At 54.8% G+C, this 17,800-nt stretch carries 18 protein-coding genes; 13 read left to right on the forward strand and 5 right to left on the reverse strand.

Annotated features, from left to right (window positions below):
• The first annotated feature begins 21 nt into the window (after positions 1-21).
• Positions 22-969 (forward strand): ABC transporter substrate-binding protein, encoded by a 948-nt coding sequence (locus tag GSQ70_RS00190; RefSeq protein ID WP_158780398.1) that lies wholly within the window; start codon positions 22-24, stop codon positions 967-969.
• Between the two features lie 252 nt (positions 970-1,221).
• On the opposite strand, the gene GSQ70_RS00195 is transcribed toward GSQ70_RS00190, so the two are convergent.
• Positions 1,222-2,913, reverse strand: coding sequence for a chloride channel protein (locus GSQ70_RS00195; RefSeq protein ID WP_158780464.1), 1,692 nt, complete (start codon positions 2,911-2,913; stop codon positions 1,222-1,224).
• A 184-nt stretch (positions 2,914-3,097) separates the two neighbouring features.
• Between GSQ70_RS00195 and GSQ70_RS00200 the strand changes: the two genes are divergently transcribed.
• The 3 genes from GSQ70_RS00200 (at position 3,098) to sstT (ending at position 6,740) form a co-directional block, all read left to right on the forward strand.
• The gene (locus tag GSQ70_RS00200) at positions 3,098-4,096 is read left to right on the forward strand and encodes a Gfo/Idh/MocA family protein (protein ID WP_158780399.1); all 999 of its coding nucleotides are present in this window, start codon (positions 3,098-3,100) and stop codon (positions 4,094-4,096) included.
• Between the two features lie 250 nt (positions 4,097-4,346).
• Entirely contained in the window at positions 4,347-5,318 is a 972-nt protein-coding gene (locus GSQ70_RS00205; protein ID WP_158780400.1) for a TerC family protein, read from the forward strand.
• 189 nt (positions 5,319-5,507) lie between these two features.
• On the forward strand, positions 5,508-6,740 hold the full coding sequence (sstT, locus tag GSQ70_RS00210; RefSeq protein WP_158780465.1) for a serine/threonine transporter SstT: 1,233 nt from the start codon (positions 5,508-5,510) through the stop codon (positions 6,738-6,740).
• 43 nt (positions 6,741-6,783) lie between these two features.
• On the opposite strand, the gene GSQ70_RS00215 is transcribed toward sstT, so the two are convergent.
• From GSQ70_RS00215 to uxaC, 3 genes are read right to left on the reverse strand one after another with little or no spacing between them, the layout of a single operon-like run.
• A complete protein-coding gene (locus GSQ70_RS00215) occupies positions 6,784-8,274 on the reverse strand; it encodes a UxaA family hydrolase (RefSeq protein WP_158780401.1) in 1,491 nt (496 codons plus the stop codon).
• A 10-nt stretch (positions 8,275-8,284) separates the two neighbouring features.
• Positions 8,285-9,733 carry a tagaturonate reductase gene (locus GSQ70_RS00220; RefSeq protein ID WP_158780402.1) on the reverse strand — a complete coding sequence of 483 codons (1,449 nt, stop codon included), beginning with the start codon at positions 9,731-9,733 and terminating at the stop codon, positions 8,285-8,287.
• A 58-nt stretch (positions 9,734-9,791) separates the two neighbouring features.
• The gene (gene uxaC, locus GSQ70_RS00225; protein ID WP_158780403.1) at positions 9,792-11,201 is read right to left on the reverse strand and encodes a glucuronate isomerase; all 1,410 of its coding nucleotides are present in this window, start codon (positions 11,199-11,201) and stop codon (positions 9,792-9,794) included.
• Positions 11,202-11,570: 369 nt separating this feature from the next.
• Here uxaC and GSQ70_RS00230 point away from each other — a divergent pair, with 369 nt between their 5' ends.
• The 9 genes from GSQ70_RS00230 to GSQ70_RS00270 all read left to right on the forward strand — a co-directional run bounded on the left by GSQ70_RS00230 (position 11,571) and on the right by GSQ70_RS00270 (position 17,296).
• Positions 11,571-12,875, forward strand: coding sequence for an MFS transporter (locus GSQ70_RS00230; protein ID WP_158780404.1), 1,305 nt, complete (start codon positions 11,571-11,573; stop codon positions 12,873-12,875).
• A 75-nt stretch (positions 12,876-12,950) separates the two neighbouring features.
• Positions 12,951-13,724 carry a transcriptional regulator ExuR gene (gene exuR, locus GSQ70_RS00235; protein ID WP_158780405.1) on the forward strand — a complete coding sequence of 258 codons (774 nt, stop codon included), beginning with the start codon at positions 12,951-12,953 and terminating at the stop codon, positions 13,722-13,724.
• Between the two features lie 321 nt (positions 13,725-14,045).
• On the forward strand, positions 14,046-14,720 hold the full coding sequence (locus tag GSQ70_RS00240; RefSeq protein ID WP_158780406.1) for a DedA family protein: 675 nt from the start codon (positions 14,046-14,048) through the stop codon (positions 14,718-14,720).
• Positions 14,720-15,106 (forward strand): EnvZ/OmpR regulon moderator MzrA, encoded by a 387-nt coding sequence (gene mzrA, locus GSQ70_RS00245; RefSeq protein WP_158780466.1) that lies wholly within the window; start codon positions 14,720-14,722, stop codon positions 15,104-15,106. Before GSQ70_RS00240 ends, mzrA begins: the two co-directional genes overlap by 1 nt.
• A 172-nt stretch (positions 15,107-15,278) precedes the next feature.
• On the forward strand, positions 15,279-15,653 hold the full coding sequence (locus GSQ70_RS00250) for a DUF1090 domain-containing protein (RefSeq protein WP_158780407.1): 375 nt from the start codon (positions 15,279-15,281) through the stop codon (positions 15,651-15,653).
• Positions 15,654-15,699: 46 nt separating this feature from the next.
• Positions 15,700-16,005 (forward strand): YqjD family protein, encoded by a 306-nt coding sequence (locus GSQ70_RS00255; protein WP_158780408.1) that lies wholly within the window; start codon positions 15,700-15,702, stop codon positions 16,003-16,005.
• 2 nt (positions 16,006-16,007) lie between these two features.
• A complete protein-coding gene (locus tag GSQ70_RS00260) occupies positions 16,008-16,400 on the forward strand; it encodes a phage holin family protein (RefSeq protein ID WP_199257188.1) in 393 nt (130 codons plus the stop codon).
• A complete protein-coding gene (locus GSQ70_RS00265; protein WP_158780410.1) occupies positions 16,400-16,681 on the forward strand; it encodes a YqjK-like family protein in 282 nt (93 codons plus the stop codon). Before GSQ70_RS00260 ends, GSQ70_RS00265 begins: the two co-directional genes overlap by 1 nt.
• A 222-nt stretch (positions 16,682-16,903) precedes the next feature.
• A complete protein-coding gene (locus GSQ70_RS00270; protein WP_158780411.1) occupies positions 16,904-17,296 on the forward strand; it encodes a DoxX family protein in 393 nt (130 codons plus the stop codon).
• Between the two features lie 58 nt (positions 17,297-17,354).
• Here GSQ70_RS00270 and GSQ70_RS00275 read toward each other — a convergent pair whose 3' ends face one another.
• Complete coding sequence (locus GSQ70_RS00275) at positions 17,355-17,645, reverse strand: hypothetical protein (protein WP_158780412.1); 291 nt, start codon at positions 17,643-17,645, stop codon at positions 17,355-17,357.
• Positions 17,646-17,800 lie beyond the last annotated feature (155 nt).

The following is a 17,800-nucleotide window of genomic DNA, read 5'->3' on the forward strand; positions in this document are numbered from 1 at the left end:
CGGACACAGGGGAAAAACAGTATGCGTAAGTTCATCAGGTTAACGGTTGGTACCGCCCTTTCACTGGCGCTGATCCAGCCGGGCATGAGCGCCGAAAATAAGTCCGTGGCGCTGGTGCTGGGGGTGAAAGGCAGCCCGTTTTATCAGGCTTTGCAGTGTGGTGCGCAGGAGAAAGCAAAACAGATGGGCATTAACCTGGTGGTCTCGGCTCCCGATCAGTTTGCCGCCGACAGCCAGATCCCGGTGGTGAATGCCGTAACCGCCACTCAGCCTGCCGTCGCCGCTATCGTGCCGACAGATACCCAGGCGCTGATTGCTCCCATGAAACAGCTGGCAGGACGAGGAACGAAAGTGCTGACGGTCGATCAGACGCTGAACGACTCCTCATTCCTGCAAACGGAGATTATCTCGGATAACGAACAGGGCGGGAAGATGGCAGCGGATGCGATGAATAAGCTTCTGGGCGGTAAAGGTGAGGTGCTGGTGATCACTCAGCCGCCAGGATCGGCCGCGCAGGATGCCCGCGAGCACGGCTTCGCTGAGCAAATCAAAAAGTATCCGGGGATCAACTACATCGGGGCGCAGTATCAGAGCGATGACCCACAAAAAGCGGCGGAAATTGTGACTTCGACCCTGTCGGCACATCCACAACTCGCCGGGATTTTCTCCACCAACGATCAGGGCGCGATTGGGGCAATTACCGGGCTGCGCCAGGCTGGTGCAACGAAAAAGGTGAAGATGGTGGCCTATGACGCCGCAACGGCGGAAGTGAGCGCGCTGAAGAACGGCACCATCAACGTATTGATTGCTCAGAATCCAAAGCAGGAAGGGGAAGCGGTGATTGAAACGGCCAGCAAGATGATGGCGGGACAGACGGTACCGAAGCAGACCCTGACCGAGCTGGTGAGCATTGATTCGCACGAACACGCTAAGGCTGATAAGTACGAATACAAGGCCGACTGTATGTAAGCATTATGCGGGGGTTCGGCGTATCGCGAGCCCTCAGCGTGCTTTTCTCAGTTTATTATCCGCTGGCTGCTGCGATCAGGGAGCATTTTCACCCATTCGGTCACAAGTAAATAAAACGGGAAGCGATTCTGAAAGATCCGGCATTAAGCGATGAACTGCGAGGTGAACTCTCTGCTCTGGCGCCACAGGCGCTGGCAGAAGGAAGCCTCTTACCAGTGACACTTTGCCTCGATTAAAATGGCCGGAAAGCGCTTAAAGAAAATCCTTAGCCTTCTGGATCAGGCTGGTCTTGGTCAGTGCGCCGAGGTACTTCCTCTCAACCGCGTTATTCAACACCGGCAGGCGCTCCAGGGTAACACGGGCAAAGGCTTCCCACCCTTCGGTAATAGTCTGGTTTTCGAAAATATAAGGGAAATCCTCATCCATCACGCAACTGACCGGTGAACTGAGGGTGATCTCTTTATCCAGCACTTTACGGGAGATATCGTGGATAGAGACGGCCCCCATAAACTGCCCCGTTTCGCTGATCACATAGACAAAGCGTTCGCGCTTCAGTGAACTGACCGCCAGCGCTTTACCGACCGAATCTTCCGGCTTCAGCGCCGCGCCGGAGACAATAAACTGAGAGATAATGCCGTTGTCGAAATCAAACTTGGCGTCCGAGCGGCTGAAGTGATTTTTAATCACCGGATAGGTGCTGTTTGACTGCAGGCGGTAAACGGTCATTGAGGCCAGCACGCAGGCGATCATCGTCGGGAACAACAGGCTGCTGTTCAGCGTCATCTCCAGCACCATCAGCATTGCCATCAGCGGTGCCTGGCTGACCGAGGCCAGCACCGCGCCCATCCCTACTGCGGCAAATATTACCGTACTGCTTACCGGCCAGCCCGCCAGGCTTACCAGGGTGCTCACCAGCACGCCCAGCACTGCGCCAATCAGCAACGAAGGCGTAAACAAACCGCCGACGGCATTCGACCCCACCGAAACGGCAGTAGCAATCATCTTCAGCAATAGCAGGACAATCAGCCCTTTCAGTAAAAAGCCTCCCGCCATGATGGCGACAATCACTTCATAACCGTTCCCGAGAATATTGCGGGTGGCAATCGCCATGATGCCGACCAGCAAGCCGCCAAGCCCAAGCCGCAGTGGCAGGCTTTTAATCCGGCCAAAACGCTGCTTACTCTGCCCAATCAGCCAGATCATCGCAAACCCCACCAGCCCCGCCAGCAGGCCAATCACGATGGTCAGCAGCATATTGCCCATCGTCATTTCAAACTGCGCATGCGAGAACGGGTAGATGGCCGAACGGTAACCCAGCGTCCACATCGTCAGCACGGCCACGCCGGAAGAGATGATCAGCGGGATCAGCCGCTGTAATGCGGAGATGCCGAAAGCGATTTCTGCGACGAAGATAGCCGAGGCCAGCGGCGCGTGGTAGACCGAAGAGAGTCCGGCAGCGGCAGCCATCGCCACCACGTCACTGTTCTTCAGCCTGAAATTTTTGAACAGCAGCCGCCCTATCAGACTGCCGCTGAGGGCGGAAAGCTGCACCATCGGCCCCTCTTTACCTATCGAGGCACCGCTGCTGATGCTGGCAATGGAAGAGAGCGCGCGAAACAGGGATGTTTTGGTCGGCACCGCATCCAGCCGGGCGTTAATCACTTCCAGATAATCGGTACGCACCGTCTCTTTCTGCTCGATAGCGGTGGCGTAACGCAGGAAGAACCCGGCGATCAGGCCGCCCAAACCCACAATTAGCGGCCACAAATACCACGGATAAACGCCAATTGCCTGAGTGACATCCTGCTGGGTACCAAACACCAGCGAGTTAATCAGCTCAATCAGGCCACGGAATCCGAGCGTCACCAGCGAAGCAATCAGACCCACGGGGATAGCGACCAGAATACTGGTCCAGTTCAGTGCATGTTTGCTGCCCGTGGTCATTGTCTTCATTCACTCCACACCCCTGGTATGCTCTTATCGTGAGAGAGGATGCGTTAAAAATCAAATAGTCAGTGCATCGCTTTTTTTAGCCATTGCCCTGACAGGCTCGCATGCTACTCTGATATTTAATCCTGTGTCGGACCCGGATCCGTCCACCCAGACCGTGTGGAGACTGAAACACGCCATGATACGCTTCGCTGTTGTAGGGACAAACTGGATAACACGCCAGTTTGTCGATGCCGCGCATGAAAGCGGCAAAATGAAGCTTACCGCCGTCTATTCCCGCTCGCTTGAACAGGCTCAGGCCTTCAGCAATGACTACCCTGTGGAACACCTGTTCACTTCGCTGGAGCAACTGGCGCAGTCGGACGCGGTTGACGCGGTTTATATCGCCAGCCCCAACGCCCTGCACTGCCAGCAGTCACTGCTTTTTCTGCAGCATAAAAAACATGTGATTTGCGAGAAGCCGCTGGCCTCAAATATCCGCGAAGTGGAGGCGATGATCGCCTGTGCGCGCGACAACCAGGTGGTACTGTTTGAAGCGTTTAAAACGGCCAGCCTGCCTAACTTCCACATCCTGCAACAGTCACTGCCGAAGGCGGGCAAGCTGCGTAAAGCGCTGATCAATTACTGCCAGTACTCTTCCCGCTATCAGCGCTATCTGGAGGGTGAGAACCCGAATACCTTCAATCCCGCCTGGTCGAACGGCTCGATTATGGATATCGGCTTTTACTGCCTGGCTTCGGCGGTGAGCTTGTGGGGAGAACCCTACAGCGTAACCGCCACCGCCTCATTGCTGGAAAGCGGCGTTGACGCTCACGGCACGGTAGTGATGAATTACGGCGATTTTGACGTCACGCTTCTACATTCCAAAGTCAGCCAGTCAGTGATCCCCAGCGAAATCCAGGGGGAAGATGGCTCGCTGGTGATTGAACTGATTTCCGAGTGCCAGCGCGTCAGCTTTGTGCCGCGTGGAGGTAAATCACAGGACCTCAGCCAGCCCCAGCATATCAACACCATGCTGTACGAGGCCGAAACCTTTGCCCGACTGGTGACGAATAACGAAGTGAACCATGCCGGGCTGGCGACCTCCCGCACCACGGCGAAACTGCTGACTGAAATCCGCCGTCAGACCGGGGTGGTTTTCCCGGCGGATGAGTTACCCGATCAGGCCACTGTGTAAATATTTCTAAATATTACCGTGCGCCGTTGACCTTTGCTGCCTCACCCTTTATCTTCAGTCGCAGCAAAGGGGAGTAACTTCATTGCCGGTTAATCGTCATTACGGTGCGCAAGCACCCGGTTGCCGGGCATCCAGGATATGTCCTGTGTTGTAAGTGAGACCTTGCCGGAAGGCGAGGTTTGCATACAGCAAAAATACTGTGGCTGACGTCTTCCGACGTTGGCCATTTTATTTTGTACAGGAAGGACTTATGAATACCGTAGGCACACCGTTACTCTGGGGCAGCTTCGCTGTCGTGGTGCTGATCATGCTGGCCATTGACCTGCTTCTGCAGGGCCGCCGTGGTGCACAAACCATGTCTCTTAAACAGGCCGCGTTCTGGTCGCTGGTCTGGGTCTCCGTTTCTCTGCTGTTCGCCGCCGGTCTGTGGTGGTACCTGAAAGGCACCGTTGGGCCGGAAATCGCTCATACCCAAACTCTCGCTTTCCTCACCGGCTACGTGCTGGAAAAAGCGCTGGCCGTTGATAACGTCTTTGTCTGGCTGATGCTGTTCAGCTACTTCGCGGTTCCCGCAAATCTGCAGCGTCGCGTGCTGATTTATGGCGTGCTCGGGGCGATTGTGCTGCGAACCATCATGATCTTCGCGGGCAGCTGGCTGGTTAACGAATTCAGCTGGATCCTCTACGTCTTCGGTGCTTTCCTGCTGTTCACCGGGGTGAAGATGGCGATGGCCGGAGAAGATGACGAAGGCGCCGTGGGCGATAAGCCGGTAGTCCGCTGGCTGCGCGGGCATCTGCGCATGACGGAAAATCTTGAAGGCGAGAAGTTTTTTATCCGCCGCAACGGCGTGCTGTTTGCCACCCCGCTGCTGCTGGTGCTGATCATGGTTGAATTGAGCGACGTGATTTTCGCCGTGGACAGCATCCCGGCGATCTTTGCGGTCACTACCGACCCGTTCATCGTGCTGACCTCTAACCTGTTCGCCATTCTCGGCCTGCGTGCGATGTATTTCCTGCTGGCTAACGTGGCGGAACGCTTCTCGATGCTGAAATACGGTCTGGCTGTGGTGCTGGTATTTATCGGCTTCAAGATGCTGATCGTCGATTTTTACCATATCCCGGTGGCTGTTTCCCTGAGCATCGTTGGCGGCATCCTGACCGTGACGCTATTAATTAACGCCTGGGTCAACCATCGCAACGACCAGCGGCAAAACAGCAAATAATTTGTTTACCTGCACGTAACATCAGGCCCGGCGTGGGCAGCACTACTCTGCCGCCGGGTCATTTTTCGTTTCCCCTGTCATATCTTTTCCTTATACTTCTCCCCGCAAACACAAGAACACCGCTAAGTTCAGCGCAAACGACGCTGACGGGTACCACAATCACTTACACTGCTGGTTTTTATTATGTCTATGGAAAAGAGCCGTCCGGGGCTGCTACAACGTCTGTTGCAGGGAAGCCTGGTCACCCAAATTATGATCGGCCTGGTGGCCGGTATCGCCCTGGCGTACTTCTCAAAAGAGAGTGCTCAGTCCGTCAGCCTGCTGGGGTCGCTGTTCGTCAGCGCGCTGAAAGCGGTTGCTCCTCTGCTGGTCATGGTGCTGGTGATTGCCTCAATCGCTAACCATCAGCACGGGCAGAAGACCAATATCCGCCCTATCGTGATCCTCTATCTGCTGAGTACCTTTTTTGCCGCCGTGCTGGCAGTGGTGTTCAGTCACCTGTTCCCGCAAAACCTGACGCTGACCGCTGCAAATCAGGAAATTGTGCCCCCTTCAGGCATTATGGAAGTGCTTAACGGCCTGCTGATGAGCATGGTTTCAAACCCGATTGAGGCACTGATGCATGCCAACTACATTGGCATTCTGGTGTGGGCGATTGGTCTGGGCTTTGCCTTCCGTCACAGCAGCGACACCACCCGTGCGTTCCTCAATGATGCTTCGGATGCCGTGACCATGCTGGTGCGCATCGTGATCCGCTTTGCGCCGCTGGGCATCTTTGGCCTGGTGGCCTCGATCCTCGCCACTACCGGGTTTTCTGCACTGTGGGACTACGCCCATCTGCTGAGCCTGCTGCTGGGCTGTATGCTGCTGATGGCGCTGGTGGTAAACCCGATTCTGGTTTACTGGAAAATCCGTCGCAATCCTTTTCCGCTGGTGTTTATGTGCCTGCGCGAAAGCGGCGTAACCGCCTTCTTTACCCGCAGCTCGGCCGCCAATATCCCGGTGAATATGGCGCTGGCTAAGAAGCTGGATCTGGATGAGGATACCTATTCCGTGTCGATCCCGGTTGGCGCAAACATCAGTATGGCCGGTGCGTCGATTACCATTACCGTGCTGACGCTGGCGGCGGTCAATACGCTGGGCATTCAGGTGGATACCAGCACGGCGATCCTGCTGAGTCTGGTGGCCTCGATTTGCGCCTGTGGCGCGTCCGGCGTGGCGGGCGGTTCGCTGCTGCTGATCCCGGTGGCCTGCAACATGTTCGGCATCCCGAATGAGGTGGCAATGCAGGTGGTTGCCGTAGGCTTTATCATCGGCGTGCTGCAGGATTCAGCCGAAACCGCGCTGAACTCTTCGGCGGACATTCTGTTTACCGCCGCAGCCTGTATGGCTGAAGATCGTAATGTAGAGCAAAAAGCCTGATGTTCCCCGCCACAGCGCCCTGCCGTGGCGGCCTTTTTCATTCCTACAAAGTCACGCCACTTTTGAAAATCGCCAGCTCGCGGAAATCGTTCAGCTCATTTTTGGTCTGACGCCCATCGGCAATCTCTACCAGCACGTCGACAAAGTTCGCCAGAAGCGTCCCCATTTCCGTGCCGCGGATCAGCGCACCGGCATCAAAATCGATCCAGTGCGGCTTTTTCAATGCCAGCTCACTGTTGGTCGCCAGTTTCACCGTTGGCACAAAGCCGCCGTAGGGCGTGCCCCGTCCGGTACTGAACAGCACCATATGGCAGCCAGCACCAGCCAGCGCACTGGTGGCGACCGCATCATTTCCCGGCGCACTCAGCAGGTTCAGCCCCGGCTGCTGCAAGCGCTCGCCATACTTCAATACGTCGACCACTTTGCTCTGTCCGGCTTTTTGCGTACAGCCCAGCGACTTCTCTTCCAGCGTGGTGATGCCGCCTGCCTTGTTGCCCGGCGAAGGGTTTTCATAAATCGGCTGGTGGTGATCGATAAAATAGCGCTTGAAGTCGTTAATCATCCGCACGGTTTTATCGAACGTCGCTTCGTCACGGCAGCGGCTCATCAGAATACGTTCGGCACCAAACATCTCCGGCACCTCAGTCAGCACCGTTGTCCCGCCGTTAGCAATCATCTGATCGGAGAAACGTCCCAGCAGCGGGTTGGCGGTAATGCCAGACAGGCCGTCAGAGCCGCCGCACTCCAGCCCAAATTTCAGCTCGCTCAGGCGGCCCGGCTCACGGCGATCGTGGCGCATCGCCGCGTATAAACGTCGCAGATGGACCAGTCCGGCCTCCACCTCGTCATCATGCTGCTGCAGCGCCATAAACCCGACGCGATCAGCATCGTATTCTCCCAGCGTTTCGCGAAACACGCCGACCTGATTGTTCTCACAGCCCAGCCCGATAACCAGCACCGCTCCGGCGTTAGGATGGCGCACCATATTTTGCAGCATGGTACGGGTATTCTCATGATCCTGGCCGAGCTGCGAGCAGCCGAACGGGTGGGTAAACAGGTGCACGCCATCTATCCCCGCCGCGTCATCGCTCTCCTTCAGAAAGCGGCTGACAATCTGCTTCGCAATGCCGTTCACACAGCCAACCGTTGGCAACACCCACAGCTCATTGCGGATGCCGACGTTACCATTGCGCCGACGGTAAATTTTCACTTCGCGATCGCCCATCTGGGCCGGAAGCGTGGCGAAATCAGGCTGATAGTGGTAGTCGTCCACATCGCTCAGATTGGTGCGGGCATTGTGGGAATGAATCGCTTCTCCGGCGGCGATCGGCTGGGTGGCGTGGCCGATTGGCAGGCCGTATTTCATAATCAGCTCACCCTTTTCCAGCGGCTGCAGGGCGAATTTGTGCCCGCGATCCACCGGCTGTTGCAGCAGGACGGAGAGACCCGCCACGTCCAGTTTTTCGTCCTCGTCCAGCCCGCTGAGGGCCACGGCGACGTTATCGTTGTTATGTATTTTAATAAAACGCTGCATAGCAATTTCCTCAGTTCACGTGGGTCAGTGCCGCACGCATGCCATCACCTTCGATCCGCTGCAGATGCTCTGTCACGGCGGCGGTTAATCCGGGTACTTCATTAAGGTTTTCTCCCCAGTGCTGCGCGTCACCCAGCACCGCTTCCACCAACTGCTGCGGGGCGATGTTCCCGCTGCTGAGCTGGTTCCACAACTCGCGTAAGCGCTGCAACAAACGCTCCTCATCCTGAAGCGAATAACTGCCGTCCTCGCGCTGGCCGCGATAAAACGCCAGCAGCGCTGCCAGTGCAAAGGTCAGCCTGACCGGCGGTTTCCCCTGCAAGCGCTGGCTGGCAAGCAGTTGAGGCAGCAGGCGGGTGCGAAATTTTGTCATGCTGTTCAGTGCGATCGCCTGTAACTGATGGCAAATAAAAGGGTTGCGGAAGCGATTGAGAACGGCATCCGCAAAGCTGTTCAGTTCTGCGGCTGGCAGGCTCAGCGTCGGGATGACCTCCTCACGCAGCAGGCTGTCGATGTAGCCCGCGATTTCCGGATCGGCCATGGCTTCCCCCACCGTGTCCAGCCCGGCCAGAAACGCGACCGGCACCATCGCTGTGTGCGCGCCATTGAGGATCGCCACCTTCTGCTCTTTGAAGGGTTTGATATCATCAACCAGCCGGACATTCAGCGCACAGCGATCCAGCCGCAGCGCCTGTTCCAGCCAGCGTGGTCCCTGGAGCACCAGCAGGTAATACACTTCTCCGGCCACCAGGTAATCGTCGCGGTAGCCCAGCCGCTGTTCAATCTCTGCGGCCTCCTGCGGGTAGCCAGTCACAATGCGATCCACTAATGTGGAGCAAAAAATATTCTCCTGCTCAACCCACTGGCTGAATGCTGCCGGAAGCTGCCACTCGCTGACATAACGCAGCACCAGCGCTTTCAGCGCCTCTCCGTTATCGTCAATCAGCTCGCAGGGAATGATCACCCAGCCCCTGTCACTGGCACCGTTAAAATATCGCCAGCGCTCCAGCAGCAGCTGAGTCAGTTTTGCGGGGAATGATCCCGGTGGCCTGTCCGTCAGGCTGTCGCCAGCCTCATAGCGAATGCCAGCTTCCGTGGTATTGGAAAATACAAAGCGAATCGCCTCATCCCGCGCCAACGCCAGATATTCGTCGAACTGCTGATAAGGGTGGATCTCGCGGTTTACCGAGCGGATCAGCCTTGGCTGATTTACCCGCTCACCCGTTTCATCAATGCCGCGGATCAGTGTGGTATAGAGGCCATCCTGCCCGTTAAGTGTTCTGGCTGGCTGGCTGTTACGGGGACGCACCACCACCACCCCGGCGTCCAGATCGGTGTGTTCGTTAAGCAGATCAATCTGCCAGTCGGTGAAAGCGCGAAGAAAATTTCCTTCGCCAAACTGAATAATCCGGTCAGGGTGAAACCGTCCTGGAAAATCCCTGCGGTTTAAACGGAGCATAGCGTTTTCCTTTGAAGGACTAATAAGACAGGGACAGAGAAAACCCTGCCCCGGCGGATCAGAGCTCAATCGCGAAGTAATCCCGCGCGTTGTTAAAACAGATATTGCGCACCATATTGCCCAGCAGTTCGATATCGTCAGGGGCTTCGCCGTCTTCCACCCAGCGGCCCATCATCTGGCACAGCAGGCGGCGGAAATATTCGTGGCGGGTGTATGAGAGGAAGCTGCGGCTATCGGTCAGCATGCCCACAAAGCGGCTGAGCAGCCCCATCTGCGCCAGCTGGGTCATCTGGCGGGTCATGCCGTCCTTCTGGTCGTTAAACCACCAGGCCGAGCCAAACTGCATTTTTCCCGGTTGTCCCTCTCCCTGAAAATTACCCGCCATGGTGGCAATCACTTCGTTGTCGCGCGGATTCAGGCAGTAAAGGATAGTTTTGGGTAATGCCTTGTTCCGCTGCTGGGCATCCAGCAGCAAGGCCAGCGGAATGGCGACCGGACGGTCATTGATCGCGTCATAACCAACATCCGGTCCCAGCAGCGCGAACTGCTCACTATTGGCATTACGCAACGCGCCGATGTGATACTGCTGCACCCAGCCGCGACGGGCGTACTGTTCGCCCAGCCAGACCAGCAGGGCCGTTTTAAACTGTGCAATCTCCAGCGCGCCGGGCAATGCTCCCTTCAACCTGCGTTGCAGAATAGTGTCCAGCGTGGCGTCATCCGCTTCAGCATAGAGCACCTCATCCAGCGCATGGTCGGACACTTTGCAGCCATGCGCCGCAAAGTGATCGAGCCGACGACTCAGCGCCACACATAAGTCGTCGAAACGGGTGATATGCACATCCGCTACGGCAGAGAGTTTTTGCAGATAATCAATAAAACCAGCCGCACCAATGTTGCAGGCTTTATCCGGACGCCAGCTCGGCAAAACTTTAATGCTGAAAGAGGCATCGTCAGCGAGTTGGCGGTGATAACGCAGGTTGTCGACGGGATCGTCTGTAGTTCCCACCATGTTGACATTCATCTGCTGCAGAATGCCGCGAGCGCTGAACTCCTCTCTGACCAGCAGGGCATTACACCGCTGCCAGAGAGGCTCAGCCGTCTTCTCTGACAGCAGAATATCGGTGATGCCAAACGGACGACGAAGCTCCAGGTGTGTCCAGTGATAGAGTGGATTACCGAGGGTGTCCGGCACCGTTTTCGCCCAGGCCAGGAACTTCTCATGGTCGCTGGCATCACCGGTGATGAGATTTTCCGAAACGCCATTAGCGCGCATCGCACGCCATTTGTAGTGGTCGCCCTTCAGCCAGATATCATACAGGTTGCTGAAACGATAATTCTCCGCAATCTGCTGCGGCGGAAGATGGCAGTGATAGTCAAATATGGGCTGTCCTGCGGCATATTCATGGTACAACCGGCGGGAAAACTCGCCCTTCAGTAAAAAGTTCTCGTGGATAAATCCGGCCATCTCTGGCTCCTTTTCAACAAGCTATGGATAAAGTTATCACACCAATTACGCCAATAATGAGAACATTTATACCTGCCAGATCACAAAAGAAGCACTTTTTATCGGTGTATTTTTTCTTAAAGAACAAAAACAATCATCAATTATTTGTTTTATAGAAATATTATATTAACCACACTATTTTTAATGTCTTTTTGTGATGGCACGCACCTTTAAAAGATGTATGACAAGTTATCGTGGCGGCGTTTATTTTCGGCCGGTCAGAAAGTAAACATCTGTCGCGCGGGTGTCATCTCCGACAAGTCGTCCCGCTTCGTAGAGGGCGGCCACAGCACAATGTGGCCCGGATAATACCGTCGGGAGTTTTTATTGATGCGTAAAATCAAAGGATTACGCTGGTATATGATTGGTCTGGTGACGCTGGGAACGATACTGGGTTATCTGACCCGCAACACAATCGCAGTAGCCGCACCCACCCTGGAGTCGCAGTTGCATATCACCACGCAGCAGTACTCTTATATCGTTGCGGCCTATTCGGCCTGCTATACGGTAATGCAACCGGTGGCAGGCTACATTCTGGATGTACTGGGAACCAAAGTCGGCTATGCCATGTTTGCCATTTTGTGGGCGATATTTTGTGCCTCAACCGCACTGGCCAACAGCTGGGGCGGCCTGGCAATTGCCCGTGCTGCCGTTGGCGCAGCCGAAGCCGCGATGATCCCGGCCGGACTGAAGGCCAGCAGCGAGTGGTTTCCGGCGAAGGAGCGTTCCATTGCGGTGGGCTATTTCAATGTGGGATCGTCGATTGGGGCGATGCTGGCGCCCCCGCTGGTGGTCTGGGCGATCGTTGCGCACAGCTGGGAAATGGCCTTCGTGGTCAGCGGCGTTCTCAGCATGATCTGGGCGTTATGCTGGCTGATTTTCTATAAGCACCCGAAAGATCAGAAACGCCTCGAACAGAAAGAGCGGCAATACATTCTTTCCGGCCAGGAAGCGCATCACCAGACGACAAATGCGCAAAAAATGTCAGCCTGGCAAATCATCCGCCACCGACAGTTTTGGGGCATCGCACTGCCCCGGTTTCTGGCAGAACCAGCCTGGGGCACCTTCAATGCATGGATCCCACTGTTTATGTTTCGGGTCTATGGTTTCAATCTCAAAGAGATCGCCATGTTCGCCTGGATGCCGATGCTTTTTGCCGATCTCGGCTGTATTGTCGGCGGCTATCTGCCCCCGCTGTTTCAGCGCTGGTTCGGGGTCAATCTGATCGTCTCACGTAAGCTGGTGGTGACGCTGGGTGCCGTGTTGATGATTGGCCCCGGCACCATCGGCCTGTTCACCAGCCCCTATGCGGCGATTGCGCTGCTGTGCGTGGGCGGTTTCGCGCACCAGGCCCTGTCCGGCGCGCTAATCACTCTTTCTTCAGATATCTTTGGTCGCAATGAGGTTGCCACGGCTAACGGCCTGACCGGGATGACCGCGTGGACAGCCAGTACACTGTTTGCGCTGGTGATAGGCGCACTGGCGGATACGCTGGGATTCAGCCCGCTGTTCGCTGCGCTGTCGGTCTTCGATCTGCTGGGCGCGGTGGCAATCTGGACGCTGTTAAAGAATAAACCCATTTCTGAACTGCATCCGGAACCGGCGGCGATACCGGACGCCTCGCCCCAGCATTAATGAACCAGTTCCGCCCCCGGCACAAAAGTGGTATAACAAATTCCAATTTTCAGGAATTATGCCGGAGGGTGGATCATGGACCTGACTGAGTCTCGTCGACTTTACCAACAACTCGCCGCGGAATTTAAACGACGCATTGAACAAGGGATGTATCCGGTAGGTGAGAAATTACCTGCAGAGCGTTTTATTGCTGAAGAGATGGGGGTCAGCCGCACTGTGGTGCGTGAAGCCATCATCATGCTGGAGGTGGAAGGTTATGTTGAGGTCCGAAAAGGCTCCGGCATCCACGTCGTCTCACGGCAGCAAAAAAATCGCGTTAATATTGAAGGACTGGAGTTTGCCAGCTTCGGCCCCTTTGAACTGCTTCAGGCCCGCCAACTGATTGAAAGCAACATCGCTGAATTTGCTGCCACCCAGATCACCCGCCAGGATATTTTATTGCTGATGGAGATTCAGGAGCAGGCCCGAAAAGAAGATCGCTTCCGGGATTCTGAGTGGGATCTCAAATTTCACGTGCAGATTGCGAAAGCCACACAGAATGGCGCGCTGGCAGCTATTGTGGAAAAAATGTGGCGACACCGGTTGCAAAATCCATACTGGCTGAAATTGCATGAGCACATCGATGAAAAATCCATTGAGAGCTGGTGTGAAGATCACGATAAAATCCTAAATGCACTGATGCGTAAAGATCCTGCCGCCAGCAAACTGGCCATGTGGCAGCACCTGGAACACACCCGCCAGATGCTTTTTCGCGCCACTACCGATGATTTTGAATCGAATGTTGACCGCTATATGTTCACCGAAAACCCGGTGGTTGCCTTCGATGCTCTCCCGGACGGTAAAAAGTAGATTTACGCCCTGTCATGGGGCGTAATCAATGTTCAGTAAGCGCAATTATGTCAGCCTGTGTAAAACTCCTTTGCCAGGGCGTGCAGCCCCTGTAAAACATCTTTGGCGACAAGTTACCCCTGTCTCAACCGTCGGCATTTTGTTACAGTTAATCGCTTTTTTTTACCGTTTGAGACGGGAGAGAGATCGGAAGCCCGATTTTTCTACCCCGTGAAGATTTTGTCCCTGTTCAGATGACGACCCGCACTCATACTAACGATAATCAAATCGTGCCGGCCGCCGCCAGAACCGGGTTAACAACGCTGTTCAGGAATACCTTTTATGGATATTTTTAAAGACCTGGTCCACGCACTCTGGCAGCAGGATTACGAGATGCTGGCCGACCCCACGCTGGTCTGGGCAATCTATTTTGTGCTGTTTATGATCCTTTTTCTGGAGAATGGCCTGCTTCCGGCCGCTTTCCTGCCTGGCGACAGCCTGCTGATCCTGGTCGGCGTGCTGATTGCCAAAGGCACTATGACCTTTCCGCTGACCTTGCTGATCCTGACCACTGCTGCCAGCCTGGGTTGTTGGGTCAGTTATATACAGGGGCGATGGCTGGGCAACACGTCCACCGTGCAGAAATGGCTCTCGCATTTACCGGCGCAGTATCACGAGCGGGCGCACAGTCTGTTTCATCGCCACGGACTTTCAGCTCTGCTGATGGGCCGCTTTATTGCGTTCGTCAGAACCCTGTTACCCACCATTGCCGGTCTCTCCGGCCTGAGTAACGCACGCTTCCAGTTCTTCAACTGGATGAGCGGCTTCCTGTGGGTGCTGATCCTGACGGTGCTTGGCTTTGCGCTGGGCAAAACACCGATTTTCCGGAAATATGAAGATCAGCTGATGTTCTGCCTGATGATGCTGCCGCTGCTACTGCTGGTCTGCGGGCTGTTTGGGTCTCTCTACGTGCTGTGGCGTAAAAAACGCAGTGCAGACGCCGGGAAAAACTCATGATGCTGAATCAGATCAAACCCTGGGCCACCCCGCGCTGCCTGACCATTGTGGCCGTTGCCACCGCCGCGTTACTGATGGTGGTCTTTTTACCTGCGCTGTTCCGCAGCGAGACAGCCCTGCAGATCCGCGCCTCTCGCCAGGGCATCGCTTTGCCCGATGGTTTTTATGTTTATCAGCGACTTAACGCTGAAGGCATTCAAATTAAGAGCATCACGCCGGATAAAAACTCACTGGTGATCAAATTTGATTCGCAGGAACAAAGCGTGGCGGCCGAAAAAGTGCTGCGGGAGTTACTGCCCTACGGTTTCGACATCGCTCAGTTGGAGCAGCCCGCCGCGTCAGAGTGGATCAGCCGCATCAGCCCGCACCGTCAGACGGTGGGGTAGCCGCCTCGTTGCCCGGCTCTCACCGCCCGCCGGGCACGCTATCTCTAAGAATCTTTTCTCTTTTTGAGCTTTCTGGTTTTTCTGACTATGCTTAACCTGAGCCAGCTAAATCGAAGCGTTACAGGATTGACAGGGTGTTCCGGCGCCCAAACAACGGAAGGTGAATATCAAGATGAAATACCGCACGATCCTCGGACTCAGCCTTTTATCCCTGACCACTTTTGCCCAGGCGGCGGATTCGCTGTGTCTGCAAAAAGAGCAGGATATACAGCATGAAATTGAGATTGCCCGCCAGCATGACAATCAGCGCCGGGTGAACGGGCTGGAACGCGCACTGACCGAAGCCCGCGCAGGCTGTACGGATGAGAAGCTCTCAAAACTGCATCAGGAAAAGATTAAAGAGCATCAGCAAAAAGTTGAAGAACGTCAGAAAGAGCTGGATCGGGAGAAAGCGGACGGCGATGACCACAAAAAAATCGCCAAACGTGAAGAGAAGCTGGCAGAAGCAAAACATGAACTGAAGGAAGTCCAGGCTGCGCCCTACTGAGCGCCCTTAGCCGGACTCTCACCATTGATCACTAAAGGAGTTTGTCATGTCAAAAGATACCACCTCTGAGCACCTGCGCGCGGAACTGAAAACCCTGGCGGACACGCTGGAAGAAGTGCTCAGCAATACCGGCGACAAGTCGAAAACCGAGCTGGACAAGCTGCGCAGCAAAGCGCAGAGCGCCCTGAAAGACACCCGCGCCCGTTTGGGTGAATCCGGCGATCGTATTGCCAAAACTTCTCGCGAAGTGGCCGATCATGCCGATGTTTACGTGCGTGAAAATCCCTGGACCAGCGTGGGTATCGGTGCCGCCATTGGTGTGGTACTGGGTGTCCTGCTGACGCGCCGTTAATGATGGCGGATTCTCAGCAAAGCCAAGGCCCCGGCAAAGGGGTCATTAACATTGGGCAGCGTATCGTCACCACCATGGTGGGGATCGTGGAAACCCGCGTGCGGCTGGCAGTGGTTGAGCTTGAGGAAGAGAAAGCTAATCTGATTCAGATGTTGATGATGATTGGCCTGACTATGCTCTTTACTGCTTTCGGCCTGATGAGCCTGATGGTGCTGATTATCTGGGCGGTGGATGCGCAATACCGTCTTATGGCTATTGGCATTACCACGGCAGTGCTGTTCGCCCTGGCCATTATCTTTGGACTCTGGACGCTGGCCAAATCGCGTCGCTCCACGCTGCTCAGCGCCACGCGCAAAGAACTGAAGTCCGACCGCAAGCTGCTGGAGGATGACTGATGAGCCGCGAACGTGACGAGCGTAAGGCTGAGCTGCTGCGTCAGGTCCAGCAGCAGCGTCTCGACCTGAGTGCCGACAGGAATCTGTGGCTGGAACGTACGGCCCGTTACGATCATGGCTGGCTGACACTGGTTGGCCTGCGCCGCTATGTGGCGGTAGGCAGCGGCCTGATGGCGATCTGGTCAGTCCGAAATCCCCGTTTTATCACCCGCTGGGCCAAACGCGGCTTCGGCGTATGGAGCACATGGCGCGTGGTACGCAACTACCTGCCCCGCCGCTAAAGCAGCTTCTCCTCAGTCTGACACAGGGTCCAGTATGTTCCGGGCCCGGCCTCTGTGTTCAATTTTCCTGAAAAACATCGACAGATTAACTCGCTTACAATAATTCCCTCCGGCGAATATTATCTCCAGCAACGAAAGGTACTAAGCGCGAAATACGCGCCAGGCCTGAACTTAAAGCGACTGACAAACCTGTCAGTCAGTGAAAACTTGTTGGGGTTGATGATGAAAAAATTAGAAGATGCCGGTTTCCTGATCGCACGTATTTTAATGCCAGTGCTGTTTATTGTGGCGGGTTGGGGCAAGATTACCGGTTATGCCGGGACTCAGCAGTATATGGAACATATGGGCGTGCCCGGTTTCTTTCTGCCGCTGACCATTTTGCTGGAATTTGGTGGTGGCCTGGCAATCCTGTTCGGCTTCCTGACCCGCTTCACAGCGATTTTCACTGCCGTGTTCACGCTAATTACCGCGTTTATTTTCCACATTAATTTTAGTGTTGATGGTAACTCCATCAACTTTATGAAAAACCTGTCTATCAGCGGTGGCTATTTGCTGCTGTTTATCACCGGTCCGGGCGCTTACAGCATCGACCGCGTGCTGAATAAAAAGTGGTAATTATTCGATATAAAAAAGCAGGACGATAATCGTCCTGCTAAAAATGATGAACTGACTTTTAAGCTGAATTTTTAGCTTTGATTTGTGCGACTGCATCAATACCGAATTCGACAATATTGACAATGCCAGCACCGATATTAGAGATGGCACTCACAAAATCCAGCTCGAAGAGGCTACCAATACCGGAACCCAGTTTCTCTGCCGCGGTAGTGGCATCAGTATTAAGCCCGCCTGCGCCAGTGCCTAAATCAACGATGGAGCCGATGGCAGAACCAATGCTCTTGCCCAGATCGGCAAAGAAACCAGCACCAGAGACATTTTCAATTTCAATGGAGTTTAATTCACGCATAATTTTATCCTTATATATCCTTCGCACGTTTGTTACAGCGCGTTATCAGTTTAATAATGTAAAAATGAAAGTCAAAGCATAAAGAAATTAATTTTCAATAATTATATTTAGATCGCTTTTTATCTGGAATTCACCAACCGGAAAATATAAAAAAT

Origin of the sequence: Pantoea sp. BAV 3049 (genome assembly GCF_009765445.1) — a bacterium.
Lineage (GTDB): Bacteria > Pseudomonadota > Gammaproteobacteria > Enterobacterales > Enterobacteriaceae > Erwinia.

Bases quoted from the DNA above. Each gene is read 5' to 3' on its own strand.
- GSQ70_RS00190 (WP_158780398.1), top strand. From the start codon at position 22: ATGCGTAAGTTCATCAGGTTAACGGTTGGTACCGCCCTTTCACTGGCG.
- GSQ70_RS00195 (WP_158780464.1), bottom strand. From the start codon at position 2,913: ATGACCACGGGCAGCAAACATGCACTGAACTGGACCAGTATTCTGGTC.
- GSQ70_RS00200 (WP_158780399.1), top strand. From the start codon at position 3,098: ATGATACGCTTCGCTGTTGTAGGGACAAACTGGATAACACGCCAGTTT.
- GSQ70_RS00205 (WP_158780400.1), top strand. From the start codon at position 4,347: ATGAATACCGTAGGCACACCGTTACTCTGGGGCAGCTTCGCTGTCGTG.
- sstT (WP_158780465.1), top strand. From the start codon at position 5,508: ATGGAAAAGAGCCGTCCGGGGCTGCTACAACGTCTGTTGCAGGGAAGC.
- GSQ70_RS00215 (WP_158780401.1), bottom strand. From the start codon at position 8,274: ATGCAGCGTTTTATTAAAATACATAACAACGATAACGTCGCCGTGGCC.
- GSQ70_RS00220 (WP_158780402.1), bottom strand. From the start codon at position 9,733: ATGCTCCGTTTAAACCGCAGGGATTTTCCAGGACGGTTTCACCCTGAC.
- uxaC (WP_158780403.1), bottom strand. From the start codon at position 11,201: ATGGCCGGATTTATCCACGAGAACTTTTTACTGAAGGGCGAGTTTTCC.
- GSQ70_RS00230 (WP_158780404.1), top strand. From the start codon at position 11,571: ATGCGTAAAATCAAAGGATTACGCTGGTATATGATTGGTCTGGTGACG.
- exuR (WP_158780405.1), top strand. From the start codon at position 12,951: ATGGACCTGACTGAGTCTCGTCGACTTTACCAACAACTCGCCGCGGAA.
- GSQ70_RS00240 (WP_158780406.1), top strand. From the start codon at position 14,046: ATGGATATTTTTAAAGACCTGGTCCACGCACTCTGGCAGCAGGATTAC.
- mzrA (WP_158780466.1), top strand. From the start codon at position 14,720: ATGCTGAATCAGATCAAACCCTGGGCCACCCCGCGCTGCCTGACCATT.
- GSQ70_RS00250 (WP_158780407.1), top strand. From the start codon at position 15,279: ATGAAATACCGCACGATCCTCGGACTCAGCCTTTTATCCCTGACCACT.
- GSQ70_RS00255 (WP_158780408.1), top strand. From the start codon at position 15,700: ATGTCAAAAGATACCACCTCTGAGCACCTGCGCGCGGAACTGAAAACC.
- GSQ70_RS00260 (WP_199257188.1), top strand. From the start codon at position 16,008: ATGGCGGATTCTCAGCAAAGCCAAGGCCCCGGCAAAGGGGTCATTAAC.
- GSQ70_RS00265 (WP_158780410.1), top strand. From the start codon at position 16,400: ATGAGCCGCGAACGTGACGAGCGTAAGGCTGAGCTGCTGCGTCAGGTC.
- GSQ70_RS00270 (WP_158780411.1), top strand. From the start codon at position 16,904: ATGAAAAAATTAGAAGATGCCGGTTTCCTGATCGCACGTATTTTAATG.
- GSQ70_RS00275 (WP_158780412.1), bottom strand. From the start codon at position 17,645: ATGCGTGAATTAAACTCCATTGAAATTGAAAATGTCTCTGGTGCTGGT.